Origin of the sequence: Massilia sp. TSP1-1-2 (genome assembly GCF_049896185.1) — a bacterium.
GTDB lineage: Bacteria > Pseudomonadota > Gammaproteobacteria > Burkholderiales > Burkholderiaceae_D > Telluria_A.
The window spans coordinates 18,387-41,369 of record NZ_JAFCTU010000002.1 but is presented as its reverse complement, the minus strand read 5'-3'; the positions used below and the strand labels follow the sequence as shown (position 1 = coordinate 41,369).

Sequence of the window (22,983 nt, the reverse complement as noted above, 5' to 3'; positions counted from 1 at the left end):
GAGCAGTACCTGGCCTACTGCCGGCGCGTGCCGGGCTGTGCTGGACCTGTGGCGACTACATGGCCTATGGGCAGTCAGCGCTGCCCGACCCGGCGCCCGTCTGGCTCGGGCTCGGGCTGTGGCTCATGCTGTATGCGGCCGTGCGCTTTGCCAAAAAAAGCGGTTACCTGCAAGCTTAGCGTCCTGGCTCTAAACGAGCAATGCCGCAAAATGGGCCAGCGTGCGCTGCTCGGCGAGGGCGGCAGCGTCGGCATTGAAGTGCTGGCCATTGACGCGCGCAAAAGCGTGGTCCTGGCCCGGATAGACGAACACCTGCACATTGTCGAGCGCTGCCGCGGCGGCGGCGATGACGTCCTGCGCCGGCTTGGGAATATACTGGTCGGCGCCGGCCAGGTGCATCATCAGCGGCGTGGACATGCCCGCAAGTTCGCCGACGAATTCATTGCTGCGCCCGCCGTAGTACGACACGGCAGCGTCCGGCGCGCAGCGGGTGGCCGTCAAAAACGTCAGCAGGCCGCCCAGGCAAAAGCCGACCACGCCAACCTTGCCGCTCACGCCAGGCAGCGTGCGCGCCACGGCCATGGTGGCGGCGACATCGGCCACGCCCTTGTCGACATCGAACCCCTGGTACAGCGCAAAGGCCTTGGCCCATTCTTCCTGGCTGGCGTCGGTCAGTTCAATGCCGCTTTCCTGGCGCCAGAACAGGTCGGGCGCGACCGCCACATAGCCGTGGGCGGCAAGCGCATCGCAATGGGCGCGGATATCGGCGTTGATGCCGAAGATTTCCTGGATGACGACAATGGCCGGCGCCGCTTTACCGGCAACTTGAGCGGGGTGCGCCACGTAGGCGCCAAAATTGCCGTCCGGTGTTTCGATCGTGATGTGTTCGTTCATGCCATTCCTTGCAGGTTGAGGTTTAAAACTGCTCGTCGGGACGCAGGTAGCGCCACTGGCCGACCGGCAGGTCGCCCAGCTTGACCTTGCCGATTCTAACGCGTTTCAGGCCAACGACTTTCAGGCCCACCATATCGCACATGCGGCGGATCTGGCGCTTCCTGCCTTGCTTGAGCGTGAAGCTGAGCTGGTCGTCGTTCTGCCAGCGCACTTTGGCCGGCAGCAGCGGTTTGCCATCCATCCAGAGGCCAAAACACAGCTTTTTCAGTTCCGACTCGGGCAGTTTGCCTTCCTTGGTATACTCCACGCGCACCAGGTATTCTTTTTCAATCGAGGTCTCTTCACCGATCAGCGTCTTGGCCACGCGCCCGTCCTGCGTGAGGATCAGCAAACCCACCGAATCGATGTCGAGCCGGCCGGCCGGCACCAGGCTGCGCAGCTGGGTGGGGTGAAACTGCTCGGGCGACGGATCTTCGGCCCAGCGGTTTTCCGGTTTGATCAGAGCGACTGCCGGCGTGTAGCCGTCTTCGGCCTGGCCGCTGACGAAACCCATCGGCTTGTTGATCATGACGGTCACGCGCTTGGATTGTTCGGCGGCGGCCTGGCGTTCGACCGTGATTTTCTGATGCGGCAGCACTTTGCTGCCCAGTTCGGAAATGATCTGGCCATCGACCCGCACCCAGCCGCGCGCGATCCATTCGTCCGCTTCGCGGCGCGAAGACAGGCCAAGCTCGGACATGCGCTTGGACAGGCGTACTAATTCAGTCATATTTGTTTCTTCTAAAAATTGCGTCTTCTAAAATTGCGTCTGCTGAATCAACTGCCAAAAACGCCGCCAACCATCAGACTTTGAGCGCTTCGAGCAAATCGGTTTCAAACTGGATCTGGTTGCGCGCATTATTGAGCACCGCGCCGTCCACCAGGAACACGTCTTCGACCCGCTCGCCGAGCGTCATGATCTTGGCCGTGTGCAGATTGATGCGGTAGCGCGTGAGGACGCTGGCGATCGCATACAGTAAACCCGTGCGGTCGTTGGCGGCGATCGAGAGCAGGTAGTACTGGCCGCGCTCATCGGGCCGCAGGTCCACCGTGGGCGTGATCGGAAAGGTGCGCGACAGGCGCGACAAGCGCCCGCGCGTGGGCGCCGGCAAAGGCGCCTGCGATGTGAGCAGCTGGCAGATTTCGTGTTCGATCAGGCTGATGATATCGCGGTAGCTCTTGGCAAAATTTTGCTCGGTCACCAAAAAAGTATCGAGCGCGTAACCGTGTTTGGTGGTGTGGATTTTCGCGTCCAGGATGCTGAAATTCTTGCGGTCGAAATAGCTGCAGATGCGCGCAAACAAATCGGGCTGGTCGCGCGTGTAGACGGCCACCTGCAAGCCTTCGCCAATCGGCGCCAGGCGGCATTTGACGACCGGGCGCTCGCCGTCCAAGCGGTCCCACAGCGAACGCGTTTGCCAGGCGATGTCGGAAGCGTCGTGGCGCAGGAAGTAAGCCATGTCGAGCTGGCTCCACAGCGCCTTGTGGGCGTCGGCCGGCAGTCCGTACAGGCGCAGCGTGGCCATCGCTTCTTGCTGCCGGTTTTTCAGTTCGCGGTCGGTCGAATGGGGTTCGCCGCCCAACACCCGCAAGGTGATGCGGTACAGGTCTTCGAGCAGCTTGGCTTTCCACGCATTCCACACTTTGGGGCTGGTGCCGCGGATGTCGGCCACTGTCAGCAGGTACAGCGCCGTCAGGTGGCGTTCATCCTTGACCACCTTGGCAAACGCCTCGATTACGTCCGGGTCCGACAGGTCGGTCTTTTGCGCCACGTGCGACATGGTCAGGTGGTTCTCGACCAGGAACACCACCAGCTCGGTGTCTTCGGAGCCGATCGCATGGTCTTCGCAAAACTGCGCGGCATCCACCGTGCCAAGCTTGGAATGGTCGCCGCCGCGGCCCTTGGCGATGTCGTGGAACAGCGCGCCCACGTACAGCAGCCAGGACTTGCGGAAGTTAGCGATCAGCTGGCTGCAAAACGGGTACTCGTGCGCGTGCTCGCTCATGGTAAAACGGCGCATGTTACGCACCACCATCATGATGTGCTGGTCGACGGTGTACACGTGGAATAGGTCGTGCTGCATCATGCCCACGATGCGCCGAAAGTTCGGCAGGTAGCGCCCCAGCACGCTGGTGTCGTTCATGCGGCGCAGCGCGTGCACCAGGCCCACGGGCGCCTGCAGGATGCGCAAAAAGAGGGCGCGGTTGACCGGGTCTTCGCGGAACTTGGCATCGATCTCGAAGCGCGCGTGCCACAGCGCGCGGATGGTGCGCGCTGTCATGCCCTTGATATGCGCGCGCTCGGTCATCAGCAAAAACACTTCGAGCACCGACGACGGCCGCGTGATGAACGTGTCGTCGCTGGCGATGTCGATAAAGCCGTTGACGTCATTGAAACGCTCGTTGATCGGCTCGGCCTCGTCGGACTGCGGGAACAGCTGCGCCTCGATATTTTGCAGCATGATGGTATTGAGCTGGGTGACCGTCTTGGCGGCCCAGTAGTAGCGCTGCATCAGGTACTCGCTGGCGCGGCGCATGTTGATGCCTTCGCCGGTCGCCTTCAGGCCGAACGTTTCGGCGATCGGGGTCTGGACGTCGAACACCAGGCGGTCTTCGCGCCGGTTGGCGTGCAGGTGCAGGCGGATGCGGATGTCCTTGAAGGCGCGCTCCTTTTCCATCAGCTGGCGCGCTTCGGTCTGGGTGATCAGGCCGCGCGTGGCCAGCTGGCTCCACGAGCTGGCCAGGCCGGCCGCCTTGGCCACCCACAGGATCACCTGCAAGTCGCGCAGCCCGCCCGGGCTTTCCTTGACGTTTGGTTCGAGCGAGAAGGCCGTGTCTTCATACTTGGCGTGGCGCAGGCGCATTTCGGCCGCCTTGGCGTGAAAAAACGCCTGCGGGTCGAGCGCGCGGTCGTAGCGGTCTTGCAGATTGGCGAACAGGGTAGCGTCGCCGATGACCAGGCGCGCTTCGAGCAGGCAGGTCTGGACCGTGATGTCGGTCTGCGATTCGCTCATGCATTCGTCGATGGTGCGGATGCTGTGGCCAATTTCCAGGCCCAGGTCCCACAGCATCTGGACCAGGTCTTCCAGCCTGGCCCGGGTCACGCTGTCGGCCGGTTGGCCGAGCAGGATCAGGAGGTCGACGTCAGAATACGGAAACAGTTCGCCGCGCCCGTAGCCGCCCACGCCCACCAGCGCCGTGTTGGCCGGCAGGCCGGCCAACTCCCAGGCCTCGGTCAGCACCGCGTCCACGCTCTGGCGCAGGCTGCGCAGCAGCTTTTCGGGCTTGCCTTCTTCCTTGAAGGCGGCAATCAGCGCCGCGCGCTCGGCCTTGAGGCGCTGCTTGAGCAGGTCGCGCGTTTCCTTCTTGAGCGCAGGGTCGGGCATCACGGCGGGCATCGCGGCGGGCATGAGCGTGGACATGCGTCAGGCGGCAACTGCGGCAGCTTCCTTGATAAAGGCGGGCGGCGGCGGCGAGCCGGCCGACAGCGTGAGCACTTCGTAGCCGGTTTCGGTGACGAGGATGGTGTGCTCCCACTGGGCCGAGATGCTGCGGTCCTTGGTTTTCACGGTCCAGCCGTCGTTCATCATTTTAATGTCGCGCCGGCCGGCGTTGATCATCGGTTCGATGGTGAAGATCATGCCCGCTTCCAGGCGCTCGAGCGTGCCGGGGCGGCCGTAGTGCAGCACCTGCGGCTCTTCGTGAAAGACCGTGCCGATGCCATGGCCGCAAAATTCGCGCACCACGCTGTAACCGTTCTTTTCGGCATGCTGCTGGATCACGTGGCCGATGTCGCCCAGGTGCGCGCCCGGCTTGACCTTGGAAATGCCCAGCCACATGCACTCATAGGTGACCTCGGACAGGCGCTTGATGAACGGTTTGGGCTCGCCAACCAGGAACATGCGGCTATTGTCGCCGTGGTAGCCGTTCTTGATGACGGTGATGTCCAGGTTGACCGAATCGCCATCCTTGAGCACCTTGTCGCCGGGAATGCCGTGGCAGATGACGTCGTTGACGGAGGTACAGATGGCCTTGGGGTAGGGCGTGTAGCCCTGCGGGCAATAGTTGAGCGGCGCGGGGATCGATCCTTGCACGTTGACCATGTATTCATGGCACAAGCGGTCCAGTTCGCCAGTGGTAATGCCCACTTTGACGAACGGGGTGATGTAGTCGAGCACTTCGGAACCAAGCCGGCCGGCAACGCGCATGCCTTGGATGTCGGCGGGGGTTTTGATCGAGATGGTGTCTGGCATAGTGAGCAATCGGCAGGAAAGCGGTAGCGGTGAGCGGTAGCGGTGAGCGGTAGGGGTGAGCGCAGACGGGTCGGGCACGACCTGGCGCGTCACGGTATGCTGCCATTATAAGGGAAGTGGAAATCGGGCGCGTGATCGTCGCTTCCGCCGCATCGTTTTAGCGACCTTGTGACTGCGCAGTTATCGCGGGTCGGCAACTGGAAAATCCTCACCACATCGTCCACGCGCACGCTAGGGCGGCTGGCCGCTTAGGCGCGGCGGCGGGACGCGGGCGGCGCCAGCGACAGCCGCGGCGAGCGCGACGGACTCGCAAAGGCCGACGCCCCATGCGACGAGATTGTAAACACCGACACCAGCTCGGTCAGGCTCTGCGCCTGTTCCTGCAGCGCGCCGGCCGCCGCTGCCGCCTCTTCGACCAGCGCCGCGTTCTGCTGGGTGACCTGGTCCATCTGCGCCACCGCTTCGTTGATCTGGTCGATCCCCTGGCTCTGCTCCTGGCTGGCCGCAACGATTTCGGTCATGACGTCCGTCACCCGCGCCACGCTGTTGACAACATCGCTCATGGTGGTGCCGGCCTGGGTGACCAGCCGGCTGCCGGTGGCCACGTGCCCGACCGAGTCGACGATCAAGACCTTGATTTCCTTGGCCGCCGCAGCCGAGCGCTGGGCCAGGTTGCGCACCTCGGCGGCAACGACGGCAAAGCCGCGCCCCTGTTCGCCAGCGCGCGCCGCTTCCACGGCCGCATTCAAGGCCAGGATGTTGGTCTGGAACGCGATGCTGTCGATCACGCCGATAATGTCCGATATCTTCCTTGACGACGCGTCAATCGCGCTCATGGTCGCGATCACTTGCGAGACCACGGCGCCGCCGCGGCCGGCCGTTTCCGACGCCGCCAGTGCCAGCGCATTGGCTTGACGCGCGTTGTCGGCATTTTGCTTGACGGTCGAGGCGAGCTCCTCCATTGACGCGGCCGTTTCCTCAAGCGAGCTGGCTTGTTCTTCGGTGCGGGCCGACAAGTCCAGGTTGCCGGCGGCAATTTGCGCGGAGGCGGTGGCAATCATGTCGGTTCCCTCGCGTACTTTGCCGACGATCTTGGTCAGGCTCGCATTCATGGTGCCCAGCGCGTTGAGCAGCTTGCCCGTTTCCTCGCGCGTGTGCACCTCGACACTGCCGGTCAGGTCGCCGGCGGCTACGGTTTCGGCCAGCGCCACTGCCTGGTTGATCGGGCGCGTGATGCTGCCGTTGACATACAGGGCAACGCCGAGCGCGGCCAGTGCGGCGAGCGTGGCGACCCAGAACATGCGCTGGCGAGCGAGGGTGGTGGCGCTGCGGCCATCCTTGACACTCTGGGCGGCGATTTGCTGGTTGAGCGCGACGATCCGGTTCAGCGTAGCCTCCGCCTTGCTGAACAAGGGCGTGCTGGCGTAATATTGCGACAGGAAATCGGCAAACAGCGTCCCCTGCTGCTCGGCTGTCGTGGCAGCGCCAAGGGCGCCGATTGCCGCGCCCAGCCGGGCGTCGGCGCTTTTCCAGCTGTTCCATTCAGCGACGAACTGCTTCCACAAGATGGCCTCCTCGGCCGTTTGCGGCAGCGGCTCGTAGGTGCTCCATCCTTCTGCAGCATTGGTCCAGGCCGCTTTGCGCTGCTCGGCCACCGCGCCAAATTCCTTGGCCGCGTCAAGTTGGCCTTGCAGGGCCAGCGTGGCCAGCGTGGCCGCCTTGACCGCGGTCTGCGCTTCGCTCAGCGTCAACAGGCCGTCAATCGATGGCAGGCGAACCGTGCCCACTTTCTCCAGCGCGTCGCTCACTTTGCCGATGCCCGCGTTTCCCATCAAGCCTACGATGGTCATGGCGAGCAGCATAATGCCGAGAAGGGTCAGCAGCTTGAATTTGATGGGGAGATTGTTGAACATTGGCGCACTTTCACGGTAAATACCAGGATCAGTCAATCATGTTAGCCGACCTCCATGTTGAATAATCCTTGTCACGCGGAAAATTGCGCAGATTGTTGGAATACGAGAACAAACTTGCTGAGAGGGTATGCCCGGCTGGCGTGGTGGCCGTGCGAGGCGTGCTCAACTAATGCACCAAAGGCAATATTCTGTCAGGCGCGTCGGCAGGCACCGCTTGAAACTTTCTCTGATTACGGTTAGAATATTGGGTTGCTTGAATTCGCTTTCGAGCAATGAAGCAACGTCGTTTCACTATTTTTGTCAAATCGCGAGTCCGGTCGCAAAGGGTGCCCTAGAGGTGACTGACCGGATTCCAGACCCAACCCTGGAGAAATACATGTCCGTAACAATGCGTGAAATGCTGGAAGCCGGTGTCCACTTCGGTCACCAAACCCGTTTTTGGAATCCAAAAATGGCCCCGTTCATCTTCGGTCACCGCAACAAGATCCACATCATCAACTTGGAAAAGACGATGGGTATGTATCAAGAAGCGATGAAGACGATCAAGCAGGTCGCAGCGAGCCGCGGCACCATCCTGATGGTCGGCACCAAGCGCCAGGCGCGCGAGATCATCGCTGCTGAAGCGGCCCGCGCCGGCGTGCCTTTCGTCGACCAGCGCTGGTTGGGCGGCATGCTGACCAACTTCAAGACCATCAAGACCTCGATCAAGCGCCTGAAGGACATGGAAGCCCAGATCGAAGACGGTTCGGTCGAGAAGCTGTCGAAAAAAGAAGGCCTGATGTTCGAACGCGAAATGATCAAGCTGCAAAAAGCCATCGGCGGCATCAAGGACATGGGCGGCGTTCCTGACGCAATCTTCGTCGTTGACGTCGGCTACCACAAAGGTGCGATCACCGAAGCTGGCAAGCTGGGCATTCCGGTCATCGGCATCGTCGACACCAACCACTCGCCAGAAGGCGTGACCCACGTCATTCCAGGCAACGATGACTCGTCCAAAGCCATCATGCTGTACGCCCGCGGCGTCGCGGATGCCATCCTGGAAGGCCGCGCCAGCGCCTCCAACGAAGTAGCCGACATGGTCAAGTCGTCGGATGAGTTCGTCGAAGTTTCCGAGCAAGCTTAAATTCTCCGGCAGCCTCGCAGCTGCCGCGGCAATCAAAAGGGGTAGCGTCTGCTCCCCTTTTTTTTAAACAGAATACGTACTAATTTAGGAGAAACACATGGCAGCGATTACAGCAGCGATGGTAGGCGAACTGCGTGCAAAGACCGACGCACCGATGATGCAGTGCAAAAAAGCGCTGACCGAAGCAGAAGGCAACATGGAGCGCGCCGAAGAAATCCTGCGCGTGAAACTGGGCACCAAGGCTGGCTCGGCCGCCACCCGCATCACCGCCGAAGGCGTGGTCGCGATCTACCTGAAAGACGGTGTTGGCGCGCTGGTGGAAATCAACAGCGAAACCGACTTCGTTGCCAAGAACGATGACTTCCTAGCGCTGGGCAACAATGCCGCCCGCCTGGTTGCGGAGAATAACCCGGCCGACGTTGCCGCCCTGATGGCTTTGCCACTCGACGGCAAGACGCTGGAGGAGGTGCGTACTGCCTTGATCGGCAAAATCGGCGAGAATATGACAATCCGTCGTTTCAAGCGCTTTGAAACCACCGCCAAGCTCGCGTCCTACATGCACAATGCCCGTATCGGCGTGCTGGTCGAATTCGACGGTGCTGACGAGCAAGTCGGCAAGGACCTGGCCATGCACATCGCTGCCATGAAGCCGGTGTCGCTGTCGTCGGACCAGGTGCCTGCCGAGCTGATCGAAAAAGAGCGCTCGGTCGCCGCCCTCAAGGCACAAGAAGATGCAGACAAAGCCATTGCTGAAGGCAAGCCGGTGCAGTCCGCTGAAATCCTGGCCAAGCGCCTGGAAGGCTCGATCCAGAAGTACCTGAAAGAAGTGTCGCTGCTGAATCAGATGTTCGTCAAGAACGACAAGCAGTCGATCGAGCAGATGCTCAAAGCAAACAACACCACCGTGAAAGCATTCACGATGTATGTGGTTGGCGAAGGCATCGAGAAGAAGCAAGATAACTTTGCAGCAGAAGTTGCAGAGCAAATTGCTGCTTCCAAGCAGTAAGCAAGCGGTAAGAAGCAAAGCGGGCCGGAAGGCCCGTTTTTTTAATGCAGGCAAGATGCATGCAAGATGCGCGCGTTATGCACGCTTAATGCACGCTTAATCCTGACCCTGCAGAATCACCCGAATACACACTGTCATTTATTGGAGCCCTGCACATGTCGAAACCAGCCTACAAACGCGTACTTCTGAAACTGTCCGGCGAAGCGCTGATGGGCGACGATGCGTACGGCATCAACCGCGCCACCATCGAGCGCATGGTCGCCGATGTCGCGGAAGTGGCCAAGGCGGGCGTCGAAATCGCAGTCGTCATTGGCGGTGGCAACATCTTCCGCGGCGTGGCGCCGGGCGCCCAGGGCATGGACCGCGCCACCGCCGACTACATGGGCATGCTGGCCACCGTCATGAACGCGCTGGCACTGGCCGACGCCATGCGCCACGTGGGCATTACCGCGCGCGTGATGTCCGCCATTGCCATCGAGCAGGTGGTCGAGCCCTACGTGCGTCCCAAGGCGCTGCAGTACCTGGAAGAGGGCAAGGTCGTCGTGTTTGCCGCCGGCACCGGCAACCCGTTCTTCACCACCGATACGGCCGCCGCCTTGCGCGGCGCCGAGATCAGCGCCGAGATCGTGTTAAAGGCAACCAAGGTTGACGGCGTCTACACCGCCGATCCTAAAAAAGATCCGAACGCGACCCGCTACGAGACCATCACGTTCGACGAAGCCATTTCCAAGCACCTGCAGGTGATGGACGCGACCGCGTTTGCCCTGTGCCGCGACCAGAAGCTGCCGATCAAGGTGTTTTCCATCGTCAAGCCGGGCGCGCTGATGCGGGTCGTCATGGGCGAAGACGAAGGCACGCTGGTTCACGTTTAATCATTTCACGCTGCATTTCAGTTTTATTATTTCAGCATCATTTCAAAGCACGAGCTAGAGGAGAGCAGCATGACTATCGCTGACGTCAAGAAGAACACGCAAGAACGCATGACCAAGTCGATCGAGACCCTCAGGGCCGACCTGGCCAAGGTCCGCACGGGCCGCGCCCACCCCGGCATCCTGGACCACATCATGGTCGAGTACTACGGTTCGCCGACGGCGCTGTCGCAAGTGGCCAACGTCACGCTGATCGATGCGCGCACCATCGGCGTGCAACCGTTTGAAAAGAAGATGGCCGCCGTCATCGAACGCACCATCCGCGACTCCGACCTGGGCTTGAATCCGTCGTCGCAAGGCGACATGATCCGCGTGCCGACCCCGGCCCTGACCGAAGAGCGCCGCAAGGAAATGGTCAAGCTGGTCAAGAGTGAAGCGGAAGACGCTAAAATTGCCATTCGCAATATCCGGCGCGATGCCAACGAATCGTTCAAAAAGCTGGCCAAGGACAAGGCGTGCTCCGAGGACGACGAGCGGCGCGCGGTCGACGACATCCAGAAGGTGACGGACAAGTTCATTATCGATGTCGACAAGATGGTGGCAGAAAAAGAAAAAGAAGTATTGACCGTGTAGCGCGGCAAGGCATGCGTCCCCGTGGCGCATGCCGGGTGTGCACTGGGTAAGTTGTAACAATTCACACAAAACGCATACCCAGCGCATACGTTTTTTTTAAACTGGCGGTTTCATCCCTGGTTTATCGAGTCTGGATTTATGATATTTAAAAGTTCGACCAAAGCAGTACCGGAAGTGGGCGCCGTTCCGCGCCACGTTGCCATCGTCATGGATGGGAACGGCCGCTGGGCGACCAAGCGCTTCCTGCCGCGCGTGGCCGGCCACGTCAAGGGTGTCGACACGGTGCGCGACATGGTTGAAGCGTGCGCGCTGCGCGGCGTCGAATACCTGACCCTGTTCGCTTTTTCGTCCGAAAACTGGCGCCGCCCCGAAGAAGAAGTCTCGCTGCTGATGCGCCTGTTCGTGACGGCGCTGGAGCGCGAAGTGTCCAAGATGCACGCCAATAACATCCGCCTGAAGGTCGTTGGCGATTTGTCGCGCTTTGACGCCAAGCTGCAGGAAATGATCGCCAATGCCGAGCGCCGCACCGCCAACAACACGGCGCTGGTGCTGACGGTGTGCGCCAACTATGGCGGGCGCTGGGACATCATGCAGGCCACCAGCAAGATGATCGCGGCCAACCCGGGCGTGACGCAATTTACCGAAGACCAGCTGGCCGAACACCTGGCCATGGCGTACGCGCCCGAGCCGGACCTGTTCATCCGCACCGGTGGGGAAGAGCGCATCTCCAACTTCCTGCTGTGGCAATTGGCCTATTCCGAGTTTTACTTCACCGATACCTACTGGCCCGATTTTTCCCCGGCCGCGCTCGATGAAGCCATCGCGTCGTACCGCAGCCGCGAGCGCCGCTTCGGCCGCACGGGCGACCAACTAGCCGAAAAGAAGACCTGATGCTCATCACCCGGATTATCACCGCTGTCGTTTTGCTCGTCATCCTGCTGGCGGTACTGTTCGGGGGCTATTATCCGGCGTTCGTGGTCGTCATCCTCGCTTTCCTGATGGCCGCCGTGACCGAGGCGTTCCAGCTGTTCGGGCGGCCCCGCAAGCAGGCCGCCCTGGTGGCCGTATTCTGGGTCGCAGCCTTTGCGTTTGCCTTCCTGTACAAGGACAACGCGCCGCTCAAGTTCTGGTTCGCGCTCTGTTCGGCCATCTGGCTGCTGCGCTTCGTCCCCGGTTTGGCGACCGGCTTGCCGCCGCTTGAAGGCGGGCGCAATACCATGCTTGGCCTGCTTTACGCGATCACCATCCTGGCCAGTTTCGCCGCCATCGTCATGTTCTTCAAGGTCTCGGCCGTGTACCTGCTGTCGGTCCTGGCGCTGGTCTGGATCGCCGACATCTTTGCCTACTTTTCCGGCAAAGCCTTCGGCAAGCGCAAGCTGGCGCCGTCCATTTCCCCCGGCAAGTCGTGGGAAGGCGCGATCGGCGGCGGCATTGCGGTGCTGCTGATCTCGACCCTGGTGATCCTGTTCGGCGGCCCGTACCTGGCCGACACCTTCGTCGTCAAGCTGCACGCGTCGATGGGCTGGCTGGCCACGCTCGCGATCCTGACCGTGATCACCGCGGCCAGCATTGTCGGCGACCTGGTCGAGTCCCAGCTCAAGCGCCGCGCCGGCGTCAAGGACAGCAGCAAGCTGCTGCCGGGCCATGGCGGCGTGCTTGACCGGATCGACGCCCTGATTCCCGTCCTGCCGCTGGCCGCACTGATTCACACGGTGCTGTAAGGAGCGATATGCAACGCATTACGATACTTGGCGCGACCGGCTCGATCGGCGTGTCCACGCTGGACGTGCTGGCGCGCCATCCCGATAAATACCAGGTGTATGCGCTCTCGGCCCATAGCCGGGTCGAGCAACTGGCCGCCCAGTGCGTGCAGTTTCGTCCCGCGCGCGCGGTCGTTGGCAGCGCCCAAGCGGCGCAGCGCCTCACGCAGTTGCTGGCCGCTGCCGGCGTGCGCACCGAAGTGGACTATGGCGAACGAGCGCTGTGCGCGATTGCGTCCAGCACCCAGGTTGACACCGTGATGGCCGCCATCGTTGGCGCCGCAGGTCTTGCGCCCGCGCTGGCCGCCGCGCTGGCCGGCAAAAAAATTCTGCTGGCGAACAAGGAAGCGCTGGTCATGTCCGGCCAGCTGTTCATGGACGCGGTGCACGACAACGGCGCCACGCTGCTGCCGATCGACAGCGAGCACAATGCGATTTTTCAGTCGCTGCCCCAGTCCTACCAGCGCTCGCCGGCGGCGGCCGGCGTTGCCAAAATCGTGCTGACCGCTTCCGGCGGCCCGTTCCTCAAGCGCGCCGTGGAAACGCTGGAACACGTCACGCCCGACGAAGCCTGCAAACACCCGAACTGGGAAATGGGCCGCAAGATCTCGGTCGACTCGGCTACGATGATGAACAAGGGCCTGGAAGTGATCGAGGCGCATTGGCTGTTCGGCGCGCCCGCCGCGCTGATCGAAGTCGTGATCCATCCGCAAAGCGTGATCCATTCGATGGTGTCGTATGTCGACGGCTCCGTGATTGCCGAACTGGGCAACCCGGACATGCGCACCCCGATCGCCCACGCGCTCGCGTTCCCGGACCGGATTGCATCGGGAGTGGCGCAGCTCGACCTGACCGTCATTGGCACGCTGCAGTTTGAAAAACCTGATTTTGCCCGCTTTCCCTGCCTGGCGCTCGCCTTCGAGGCTTTGGCCGCCGGCGGCACCGCCCCGGCGCTGCTGAACGCCGCCAACGAGGTGGCGGTGCAAGCCTTCCTGGATACGCGCATCGGTTTTCGCGACATCGACCGGGTGATTGCACGCGTGATGCACGAAAACGACCATGGCCCGGCCGGCAGCATCGATGCCGTCATGGCGCAAGACGCGCGCGCGCGCGCGGCCGCGCATGCCATCGTAAAGGCGATTGCAAGATGACCCAGCTTTTCTACCTGTTCGCGTTTTTGCTCTCCATCGGGCCTTTGATCATTTTCCACGAACTTGGCCACTATCTGGTGGCGCGCCTGTGCGGGGTGAAGGTGCTGCGCTTTTCAGTCGGCATGGGCAAAATCGTCTGGTCGCGCCGTTTTGGTCGCGACGGAACCGAGTGGGCCATTTCCCTCTTGCCCATCGGCGGCTACGTCAAGATGCTCGACAACCGCGACCCGGAAACGGCCGCCAAAACGCCTGAAGACGCGCAGCGCGAATTTACCGGCAAGAGCGTCTGGCGCCGCATCGCCATTGTCGCTGCGGGGCCGGTGTTCAACTTTATTTTGGCCATCGCCATCTTTGCCGGTCTGTTCATGCACGGCATGCCTGACATGTCGACCCGCCTGCGCTTCATGCCCGAAACGGCGGCCGTGTTCCAGGCCGGCGTGCGCGGCGGCGACCAGGTATTGGCGGTCAACGGCGCGCCGGTCGCCGGCTGGACCGATCTGCGCTGGGAAATCATGCGCGTGGTGATGGACAAGAGCGCCTTGCGCCTGGATCTGGCCCAGTCGGGTGGGGCGCGCTACACGGCCAGCGTGCCGGTCGCCACCGTCGCCGGCCTGAATGTGGAAGGCGACTTTTTGGGCGCGCTGGGCCTGGTCCCGCACCACTCGCAAGCGGTGCTGGGCAAGCTGGCCGACGGCCCGGCCAGCAGCGCCGGCCTGCGCGAAGGCGACGTCATCGCCGCCATCGGCGGCAAGAGCGCGCGCGACTCGCAGGACGTGGTCGAGATGGTGCGCGCCTCGCAAGGTGCGCCGATCATCATGGATGTGGTGCGCGGCGGCGCGCCGGTATCGGTCACGGTCACGCCGGTACAAGATCCGGCCAGCAAGCAGTTCCAGATCAAGGCGGCCCTGTCGTCGCAGCCGGAAACGGTGACGGTCGCGGTCGGCCCGATAACAGCCGTTGGCAAGGCTGCGCGCAAGACCTGGGAGACGAGCGCGCTGACGCTCAAAATGCTCGGCAAGATCATCACCGGCAAGGCATCGCTGAAAAATATCACCGGTCCCGTGACGATCGCCGAGTATGCCGGCAAGACGCTGAGCCTCGGACCAATCGAATTTATCGGCTTCATTGCCTTCATCAGCATCAGCCTTGGGGTGATGAATCTGTTACCAATTCCAGTTCTGGATGGTGGCCATTTGCTGTATTATTCGCTGGAAGTTTTGACCGGCCGCCCCTTGCCGGAGCGCTTTATCGATTTTGCGCAGCGTGCGGGCGTGGTCATGCTGGTGATGTTAATGTCGCTGGCCCTCTTCAACGACGCGATGCGGCACCTGTAGCACGCACTTCGCCTATGTCGAACCCATATGTATGTAGTCCACATGATTGACCATTGATTTAGCCAATGAAATTACAAACTGAACGTCATGCCGCCCCTTTCTTTCGCCGCAGCCTAGTCTGCGCCGCCGTCCTGGCCCTGTGCGCAGGCCAAGCGCTTGCAGTCAATCCCTTCGTCGTCAAGGACATCCGCGTCGAAGGCATCCAGCGCATCGAAGCAGGCACCGTCTTTAGCTACCTGCCGGTGCGCGTGGGCGAGACCTTCGACGACGCCAAGGGCATTGCCGCCATCAAGGCGCTGTACGCACTGGGTTTTTTCAAGGATGTGCGCCTGGAAGAAGAAAACGGCGTGCTGATTGTCTTCGTTGAAGAGCGTCCCGCCATTTCGACGGTCGACTTCACCGGCACCAAGGAATTTGAAAAAGACGTGTTGATCAAGGCGCTCAAGGAAATTGGCGTTGGCGACACCAAGACGTTCGACAAGTCCTCGGTCGACCGCGCCGAGCAAGAGCTCAAGCGCCAGTACCTGTCGCACGGCCTGTACGGCGTGAAGATCACGACCACCGTCACGCCGATCGAGCGCAACCGCGTCACCGTCATGTTCAATGTGGACGAGGGCGAGATGGCCCGCATCCGCCAGATCAGCATCGTGGGCAACAAAAAGTTTTCTGACAAAGAATTGCGTCAGTTGCTTCAATTAAATACCAAGGGCTGGTTCAGCTGGTACACCAAGGCCGACCAGTACTCCAAGACCAAGCTGACCGGCGACATTGAAGCGATCAAGTCGTTTTACCTGAACCGCGGCTACCTTGAAGCGAACGTGGAGTCGACCCAGGTCGCCATCACGCCGGACAAAAAAGACATTTACCTGACGATCAACATCAGCGAAGGCGAGCAGTACAAGGTTGCCGGCATCAAGCTCGAAGGCGAAATGTTCGGGCGCGAGGACGAGCTCAAGTCGCTGATCCTGCTGCGCAAGGGCAGCATTTATTCAGGCGAACTGCTTACCGAAAGCAACAAGCGCATTTCGGACCGGATGGGCACCTTCGGCTACGCCTTTGCGAACGTCAACGCCAACCCGGAGATCGACCGCGACAAGCGCGAAGTGACGTTCACCTTCATGATCGACCCGGGCAAGCGCGCCTACGTGCGCCACATGAACATCGCCGGCAACAACGTCACGCGCGATGAAGTCATCCGCCGCGAATTCCGCCAGTTCGAGGGTTCCTGGTACGACGGCAACAAGATCAAGCTCTCGCGCGACCGCGTCGACCGCCTTGGCTACTTCAAGGACGTCACGATCGACACGCCTGAAGCGGCCGGCACGTCCGACCAGGTCGACGTCAACCTGACGGTCGTTGAAAAGCCAACCGGTAACGTCACGCTGGGCGGCACCTTTTCGCAGGCGGAAAAGTTCGCCTTCAACGCGGGCATCCAGCAGGCCAACTTCGCCGGCAGCGGCAACACGGTCGGCTTTGAAATCAATACCAGCAAGTACAGCCGCACCATCGCGCTGTCGCAGACCAATCCGTATTTTACCGACGACGGCATTCAGCAATCGTTCGAGCTGTTCAGCCGCAGCAGCAAACCGCCTGCGCTCAATATCGGCAGCTACAGGGTCAAGCAAAATGGCGGCCGCCTGAACTATGGCGTACCGTTCTCCGAAAACGATATCGTCTTTTTCGGCGCGGGTTTGGAACGCACCACCATCATCACCGACAGCGACAGCCCGGTGCGCTTCCTGCAATATGTGACGCAGGTGACGGGCGACCCGAGCGGCGTCGGCCGGGCCAACACCAATGCCATTCCGCTGACGGCGGCCTGGTCGCGCGACAGCCGCGACAGTGCCGTGACGCCATCGTTCGGCCGCTACCAACGCGCCAATCTTGAAGTGGACATACTGGGCGACATCAAATACTATCGCGCCGTCTACGAGCAGCAGTGGTATCGTCCGCTGTCGCGCCTGGTGACACTGGCGCTCAAGGGCGAAATCGATTATGGCCATGGCTTGCGCGGCAATCCGTATCCGATTTTCAAGAACTTTTACGGCGGCGGCATCGGTTCGGTGCGCGGCTACCTCAGCTCCTCGCTCGGCGTGCTCGACAACCGGGGCGACGCCCTGGGCGGCGCCACCCGCGTGATTGGTAATGCTGAATTGCAACTGCCATTCCCGGGCGGCGGACCCGACAAGAGCTTGCGCTGGTTCGGGTTTCTCGACGGCGGCCAGGTCTACCAGGAAGGCCAGCGCATCCGCGCCAACGAGCTGCGTTTTTCGACCGGCCTGGGCGTGTCCTGGATTTCCCCGGTCGGACCACTCAAGTTGAGTTATGCTAAGCCCTTGAATGCAAAACCGGGCGACCGCGTCGAGCGCTTCCAGTTCCAGATGGGCACCGGCTTCTAATTTGGACCTTTGATCGGTACGATCGTTTGACGAGAGAAAAGCGGAGAACTATGTTAAAAACCTTGACTGCCTCGTGGCCCAAGCAGCTTGCGCTGCTGGCCCTGTGCGCATGCTCGCTGGCGCATGCGCAAAACGCGCCGAGCAGGATCGGTTTCGTTTATACCGAGCGCCTGATGACCGAATCGAAGCTGGCCAAGGCGGCAGACGCCAAGATCGAAGCGGAGTTCTCCAAGCGCCAGAAAGCGATCCAGGATACGATCGCCCGCTTCAAGACCATGTCCGACAAGTTCGACGGCGAGGCGGCCAGCCTGGCCGAGCCCGAGCGCACGCGCCGCGCGCGCGAGCTGATCGACATGGACAAGGACGTGCAGCGCACCCAGCGCGAGTTCCGCGAAGACCTCATCCAGCGCAAGAGCGAAGAGCGGGCCAGCATTGCGGCCAAGGCGTACAAGCTGCTCGAACAGATCGCCGAACAGGAAAAGCTCGACATCATTTTGCAGGAATCGATCTGGGTCAGTTCCCGCATCGACCTGACCGACAAGGTGATCAAGCTGCTGGACAAGTAAAGCTGCACCGGCAGGTGCCGTCATCATTTTTACCACCACACGAAAGACCAGCATGGGCACTCGACTAGGTGAATTGGTCGACCGCTTGGGCGGTCAGCTGGCGGGCGATCCGAATACGCAAGTGAGCGCAATTGCGCCGCTGTCGGAAGCCGGCGCCTCGCACCTCAGCTTTCTGAGCAATAGCAAAATGCGCGCCCAGGCCGCGCTAAGCGGCGCCGCAGCGCTCATTTTGTCGAGCGCGGACGACGAAGTCGTGGGCGCGACGTTTCAAGGCGCGCGCATCGTCACCAACAATCCCTATGCGTATTTTGCCCGCGCGGCGCAGTATTTCGCCGCGCTGGACGCGTTTGTTCCGCTGGCCGGCGTCGCCCCTTCGGCCAGCGTGGCGCCGCTTGCCGTGGTTGCTGCCAGCGCCCACGTCGGGCCGCACGTGACGATCGAAGACGGCGCGCAGATAGGCGAGGGCGCCGTGATCGACGCCGGCTGCTTTATCGGGCGCGGCGCCGTCATTGGCGAAGGCACGCACCTGTTTGCCAACGTAACGTTCCACGCGCGCTGCCAGATCGGCGCGCGCGGCATCATCCACTCGGGCGCGGTGATCGGTACCGACGGCTTCGGCTTTGCCAACGAGGGCGGCGTCTACATCAAGATCCCGCAGACCGGGCGCGTGATGATCGGCGACGACGTCGATATCGGCGCCAACACCACGGTCGACCGGGGCGCGCTGGCCGACACCATCCTCGAAGACGGCGTCAAGCTCGACAACCAGATCCAGATCGGCCACAACTGCGTGATCGGCGCGCATACGGCAATGGCCGGCTGCGTGGGCGTGGCCGGCAGCGCCAAGATCGGCAAGTACTGCACCTTTGGCGGCGCGGCGATGGTGCTCGGGCACCTGACGATCGCCGACCATGTGCATATTTCGTCGGGCAGCATGGTCTCGCGCTCGATCCTCGAAGCGGGGCAGTACACAGGATTTTATCCACTGGCGAAAAACGCCGAGTGGGAAAAAAGTGCGGCTATCGTTCGCAATCTGGCGGCCATGCGGGACAAGATCCGCACGCTGGAAAAAACTCTCAAGACACTGACAGAACAAAAAAATGACAACTAACGACACCAGCAACGCCACCAACAACGGCAACAACAGCAAAACCCTCGACATCTGCCAGATCAAGGCGCTGCTGCCGCATCGCTACCCGATGCTGCTGGTGGACCGCGTGCTGACCTGGGAAGCGAACCAGTCGATCACGGCGATCAAGAACGTGACGGCCAACGAAGAGTTTTTCAACGGCCACTTCCCGCACAAGCCGGTCATGCCGGGCGTGTTGATGATTGAAGCGCTGGCCCAAACGGCCGCGCTGCTGTCGTTTTTGACCATGGGCGTCTCGCCCGACGAGAATTCGGTCGTGTATTTTGTCGGCATCGACAATGCGCGCTTCAAGCGCCCGGTGGGCCCCGGCGACCAGCTCAAGATGGATGTCAAGATCGTGCGCACCTCGCGCGGCATCTGGAAGTATTCGGCCGTCGGTTCGGTCGACGGCGCCATCGCGCTCGAAGCTGACTTGATGTGCACCATCCGCAGCACGGTCGACGCGAGCCAGCCAGCGGGGGCGTGATGGCAAAGATCCACCCCACCGCGATCGTCGATCCGCAGGCGCAGCTCGACTCGAGCGTTGAAATCGGCGCTTTCACCATCGTCGGCGCGCATGTCTCGATCGGCGCCGGGACCGTGGTCGGGCCGCACGTGGTCATCGAAGGCCATACGACGATCGGCAGGGACAACAAGTTCTTCCAGTTCTCGTCGATTGGCGCGGCGCCCCAGGATAAAAAATGGAACGGCGAGCCGACCCGGCTGGAAGTGGGCGACCGCAATACGGTGCGCGAATTTTGCACCTTCAATACCGGCACCGCGCAAGACCAGGGTGTCACGCGCCTGGGTAACGACAACTGGATTTCGGCCTACGTCCACCTGGCGCATGACTGCCAGGTTGGCAGCAACACGATTTTCTCGAACAATGCGCAGCTGGCCGGGCACGTGGAAGTGGGCGACTGGGCCATTTTGTCGGGCTACGCCGGCGTGCACCAGTTCTGCAAGATCGGCGCGCATGCCTTTATCGGCATGTACACCAGCCTGACACAGGATGTGCCGCCGTTCGTGCTCGTCTCGGGCAACCCGGCCGGCGCGCGCGGCGTGAATATTGAAGGCATCAAGCGGCGCGGCTTCACCCGCGCGCAAATCGACGCCATCCGCGCCGCCTACAAGAGCATCTACCGCAACGGCCTCACGCTCGAAGAAGCCCGCGCCGCGCTGGCGGTGCAGCAGCAAGAGGGCGGCGAAGGCGCCGCCGATGTGGGCGCCATGCTGGACTTTTTAGGTGTCGCCACCCGTGGCATCGTCCGCTGACATTTCGGTGGCCGTGGTCGCCGGTGAAGTGTCGGGCGACTTGCTCGCCGCGCGCCTGCTGGTCGGCCTGCGAGCGCACTTGCCGGAAGCGCGCTTTCATGGCATCGGCGGGCCGCGCATGGCCGAACAAGGCTTTGTGTCGGACGTCCCGATGGACAAGCTGTCGATCCGCGGCCTGCTGGCCGTCATTCCCAAGTACCGCGAGCTCAAACGCATTCAGAACACGCTGCGTGACCGCCTGCTGGCCGATCGGCCTGCCGTGTTCATTGGCGCCGACTATCCCGGGTTCAACCTCGGGTTAGAGGAGCAACTGCGCGCCGCCGGCATCCCGACCGTGCATTTTGTGAGCCCGCAAATCTGGGCCTGGCGCGGCGGGCGCATCAAGAAAATCATCAAGTCGGTCTCGCACATGCTGGTGATTTTTCCGTTCGAGGAAGAGATCTACCGCAAGGCCGGGGTGCCGGTCACGTACATCGGCCATCCGCTCGCTGAAGTCATTCCCCTGCAGCCAGACCAGGCCGGCGCGCGCGCCAGGCTTGGCCTGCCGGCCGACGTACGGGTTGTCACCGTAATGCCGGGCAGCCGCATGGGCGAACTCAAATACCTGGCCGCGCCCTACGTGCAAACGGTCAAGCTGCTCGTGCAGCGCGACCCTGATTTGCGCTTCGTGGTGCCGATGGCGGGCGATCGCCAGCGCGCCTATTTCACGGACCTGGTCAAGCAGGCCGGCCTGCAAGACGTCAAGATTGACCTGATCGACGGCCAGTCGCACGATGCCATTGCAGCGGCGGACGCGGTGCTGGTGGCGTCCGGCACGGCCACGCTGGAAGTGGCGCTGTTCAAAAAGCCGATGGTGATCGCCTACAAGGTCATGGCGCTGGAATGGCAGATCATCAAGCACATGGGCTACCAGCCGTGGATTGGCCTGCCCAACATCCTGGCGCGCGAATTCGTGGTGCCTGAATTCCTGCAAGGCGCCGCCACCCCGCAGGCGCTGGCCGACGCGCTGTGGCACCAGCTGAACGACGCGCCGAATCGCGCCAGCCTGGTGCAGCGCTTCACGGCCATGCACCATAGCCTGCTGCGCAACAGCGCCCACGAGAGCGCGGCGGCGGTCCTGCGCGTCATCACCGAGTCGAGACCATGACCAAGAAGAAGATCAATTTTTATCCCGGGCTAAAGAAAAACGCGTATCCGTTCACGCCGGACGATGTGGTCTGCGGTGTTGACGAAGCGGGGCGCGGCCCCCTGGCCGGGCCGGTTTTTGCGGCCGCCGTGATCCTGCATCCCGGGCGCCCCATCGACGGGCTGCGCGACTCCAAAAAACTGAGCGCCGAGCGGCGCGGCGAACTGGCGCCGCTGATCAAGCAGCATGCGCTGGCGTGGGCGATTGCCGAATGCTCGCATGAGGAAATCGACAGCATCAACATCTTGCAGGCGACCATGCTGGCGATGCGGCGCGCGGTCGAGGCGCTGGCGACGGTGCCCACCATCGCCCTGATCGACGGCAACCGCAGCCCGGCGATGCTGATCCGCTGTTTTCCCATCGTCGAAGGGGACGACAAGGTGCACGCCATTTCGGCCGCCTCGATCCTGGCCAAGACGGCGCGCGACGCTGCCCTGGTGGCCCTGCACGCGCTATACCCCGAATACGGCTTCGACCAGCACAAGGGCTACGGCACGGCGCTGCACCTGCAACGCCTGCGCGAACACGGCGCCTGCCCCGTGCACCGGCGCTCGTTCGCGCCGGTGCGCGCGGTGCTGCCGGTGGCGCCGGGCGACGCCTACCTGGGCGCGTCGATGGCGTTCGACTTCGGCGACCTGGAGGAAGCGGCATGAAACCGGTCTCCTCGCGCGACAATCCGTTTTATAAAGAGCTCAAGCACCTGGCGGGCAGCTCGCAGGCGCGCCGCAAGGCCGGCCAGACGCTGCTTGACGGCGTGCACCTGTGCCAGTCCTACCTGGCCATGCGCGGCGCGCCGCGCCACTGCCTGATTGCCGACAGCGCACTGGCCAATCCGGAAGTCGAGGCCATCGTGCGCCAGTGCGAAGCGGCGCACGCGCATTGCACCGTCATGCCCGACGCGCTGTACAACACCCTTAGCCAAGTCGAGCACGGCGTCGGGCTGATGTTCCTGATCGACACGCCCGTCCTGGCGCTGCCGGCCGCGCTGGAAGGCTCGGCCGTCTTGCTCGACAACCTGCAAGACCCCGGCAACGTCGGGTCCATCTTGCGCAGCGCGGCGGCGGCCGGCATTACCCAGGTGTTTTGCAGCACGGGCACGGCCTTTTGCTGGTCGCCCAAGGTGCTGCGTGCTGCCATGGGCGCCCATTTCGTGGTCGAGATCCATGAAAATGTCGACCTGGCGGCGCTGATCGGCGCGGCGGGGGTACCGGTGCTGGCCACCAGCGGTTACGCCAAGACACGTTTGTACGAAGTTGATCTTCGTCAACCTGTTGCGTGGTTATTTGGTCACGAGGGGCAAGGAGTTGCCGACGATCTGCTAGCATTGGCGAGCAACCAGCTTGTCATTCCTCATCTTGGCCAGATCGAATCGCTCAATGTGGCCGCGTGCGCGGCGGTCTGCTTTTTCGAACAGTTGCGCCAAAAACAGATGTAGACGTTCTGATCATATCTG

Annotated in this window: 21 protein-coding genes; 16 read left to right on the top strand and 5 right to left on the bottom strand. The window is 62.1% G+C overall.

All coding sequences use genetic code 11. The features are described 5' to 3' along the window. Positions 1-189: 189 nt before the first annotated feature. The 5 genes from ACP7BV_RS02155 to ACP7BV_RS02135 all read right to left on the bottom strand — a co-directional run bounded on the left by ACP7BV_RS02155 (position 190) and on the right by ACP7BV_RS02135 (position 7,099). Complete coding sequence (locus tag ACP7BV_RS02155) at positions 190-894, bottom strand: dienelactone hydrolase family protein (RefSeq protein WP_426101052.1); 705 nt, start codon at positions 892-894, stop codon at positions 190-192. A 22-nt stretch (positions 895-916) separates the two neighbouring features. Continuing rightward, positions 917-1,663, bottom strand: a complete 747-nt coding sequence (locus ACP7BV_RS02150; RefSeq protein WP_426101050.1) for a pseudouridine synthase — start codon at positions 1,661-1,663, stop codon at positions 917-919. 73 nt (positions 1,664-1,736) lie between these two features. Continuing rightward, positions 1,737-4,319 (bottom strand): [protein-PII] uridylyltransferase, encoded by a 2,583-nt coding sequence (locus tag ACP7BV_RS02145; RefSeq protein ID WP_426101388.1) that lies wholly within the window; start codon positions 4,317-4,319, stop codon positions 1,737-1,739. Between the two features lie 39 nt (positions 4,320-4,358). Beyond that, positions 4,359-5,186, bottom strand: coding sequence for a type I methionyl aminopeptidase (map, locus tag ACP7BV_RS02140; RefSeq protein ID WP_426101048.1), 828 nt, complete (start codon positions 5,184-5,186; stop codon positions 4,359-4,361). Positions 5,187-5,434: 248 nt separating this feature from the next. Beyond that, on the bottom strand, positions 5,435-7,099 hold the full coding sequence (locus ACP7BV_RS02135) for a methyl-accepting chemotaxis protein (protein ID WP_426101046.1): 1,665 nt from the start codon (positions 7,097-7,099) through the stop codon (positions 5,435-5,437). 376 nt (positions 7,100-7,475) lie between these two features. On the opposite strand from ACP7BV_RS02135, the gene rpsB reads away from it, so the two are divergent. The 16 genes from rpsB to ACP7BV_RS02055 all read left to right on the top strand — a co-directional run bounded on the left by rpsB (position 7,476) and on the right by ACP7BV_RS02055 (position 22,965). Next, positions 7,476-8,222, top strand: coding sequence for a 30S ribosomal protein S2 (gene rpsB, locus ACP7BV_RS02130; RefSeq protein WP_426101044.1), 747 nt, complete (start codon positions 7,476-7,478; stop codon positions 8,220-8,222). A gap of 97 nt (positions 8,223-8,319) precedes the next feature. Beyond that, on the top strand, positions 8,320-9,228 hold the full coding sequence (gene tsf / locus ACP7BV_RS02125) for a translation elongation factor Ts (RefSeq protein WP_426101042.1): 909 nt from the start codon (positions 8,320-8,322) through the stop codon (positions 9,226-9,228). Between the two features lie 155 nt (positions 9,229-9,383). Beyond that, positions 9,384-10,100: a UMP kinase gene (gene pyrH, locus ACP7BV_RS02120; protein WP_426101040.1), complete on the top strand. Its 717-nt coding sequence runs from the start codon at positions 9,384-9,386 to the stop codon at positions 10,098-10,100. Positions 10,101-10,169: 69 nt separating this feature from the next. After that, a complete protein-coding gene (frr, locus tag ACP7BV_RS02115) occupies positions 10,170-10,730 on the top strand; it encodes a ribosome recycling factor (RefSeq protein ID WP_426101038.1) in 561 nt (186 codons plus the stop codon). 138 nt (positions 10,731-10,868) lie between these two features. Next, complete coding sequence (gene uppS / locus ACP7BV_RS02110) at positions 10,869-11,621, top strand: polyprenyl diphosphate synthase (RefSeq protein ID WP_426101036.1); 753 nt, start codon at positions 10,869-10,871, stop codon at positions 11,619-11,621. Next, the gene (locus ACP7BV_RS02105) at positions 11,621-12,451 is read left to right on the top strand and encodes a phosphatidate cytidylyltransferase (RefSeq protein ID WP_426101034.1); all 831 of its coding nucleotides are present in this window, start codon (positions 11,621-11,623) and stop codon (positions 12,449-12,451) included. Before uppS ends, ACP7BV_RS02105 begins: the two co-directional genes overlap by 1 nt. Before the next feature lie 8 nt (positions 12,452-12,459). Next, positions 12,460-13,641 carry a 1-deoxy-D-xylulose-5-phosphate reductoisomerase gene (gene ispC, locus ACP7BV_RS02100; protein WP_426101032.1) on the top strand — a complete coding sequence of 394 codons (1,182 nt, stop codon included), beginning with the start codon at positions 12,460-12,462 and terminating at the stop codon, positions 13,639-13,641. Continuing rightward, positions 13,638-14,975: an RIP metalloprotease RseP gene (gene rseP, locus ACP7BV_RS02095; protein WP_426101030.1), complete on the top strand. Its 1,338-nt coding sequence runs from the start codon at positions 13,638-13,640 to the stop codon at positions 14,973-14,975. The genes ispC and rseP overlap by 4 nt, the downstream gene beginning before the upstream one ends. A gap of 65 nt (positions 14,976-15,040) precedes the next feature. Further along, positions 15,041-17,374 (top strand): outer membrane protein assembly factor BamA, encoded by a 2,334-nt coding sequence (gene bamA, locus ACP7BV_RS02090; protein ID WP_426101028.1) that lies wholly within the window; start codon positions 15,041-15,043, stop codon positions 17,372-17,374. A gap of 50 nt (positions 17,375-17,424) precedes the next feature. Further along, the gene (locus tag ACP7BV_RS02085; protein WP_426101026.1) at positions 17,425-17,940 is read left to right on the top strand and encodes an OmpH family outer membrane protein; all 516 of its coding nucleotides are present in this window, start codon (positions 17,425-17,427) and stop codon (positions 17,938-17,940) included. 52 nt (positions 17,941-17,992) lie between these two features. Then, a complete protein-coding gene (gene lpxD / locus ACP7BV_RS02080) occupies positions 17,993-19,051 on the top strand; it encodes a UDP-3-O-(3-hydroxymyristoyl)glucosamine N-acyltransferase (protein ID WP_426101024.1) in 1,059 nt (352 codons plus the stop codon). Next, entirely contained in the window at positions 19,041-19,556 is a 516-nt protein-coding gene (gene fabZ, locus ACP7BV_RS02075) for a 3-hydroxyacyl-ACP dehydratase FabZ (protein WP_426101022.1), read from the top strand. Before lpxD ends, fabZ begins: the two co-directional genes overlap by 11 nt. Continuing rightward, positions 19,556-20,344, top strand: a complete 789-nt coding sequence (lpxA, locus tag ACP7BV_RS02070; RefSeq protein ID WP_426101020.1) for an acyl-ACP--UDP-N-acetylglucosamine O-acyltransferase — start codon at positions 19,556-19,558, stop codon at positions 20,342-20,344. Before fabZ ends, lpxA begins: the two co-directional genes overlap by 1 nt. Further along, positions 20,328-21,491 carry a lipid-A-disaccharide synthase gene (lpxB, locus tag ACP7BV_RS02065; protein ID WP_426101018.1) on the top strand — a complete coding sequence of 388 codons (1,164 nt, stop codon included), beginning with the start codon at positions 20,328-20,330 and terminating at the stop codon, positions 21,489-21,491. The genes lpxA and lpxB overlap by 17 nt, the downstream gene beginning before the upstream one ends. Next, on the top strand, positions 21,488-22,183 hold the full coding sequence (gene rnhB / locus ACP7BV_RS02060) for a ribonuclease HII (protein ID WP_426101017.1): 696 nt from the start codon (positions 21,488-21,490) through the stop codon (positions 22,181-22,183). The genes lpxB and rnhB overlap by 4 nt, the downstream gene beginning before the upstream one ends. After that, positions 22,180-22,965, top strand: coding sequence for a TrmH family RNA methyltransferase (locus ACP7BV_RS02055; protein WP_426101015.1), 786 nt, complete (start codon positions 22,180-22,182; stop codon positions 22,963-22,965). The genes rnhB and ACP7BV_RS02055 overlap by 4 nt, the downstream gene beginning before the upstream one ends. The last annotated feature ends 18 nt before the right edge of the window (positions 22,966-22,983 follow it).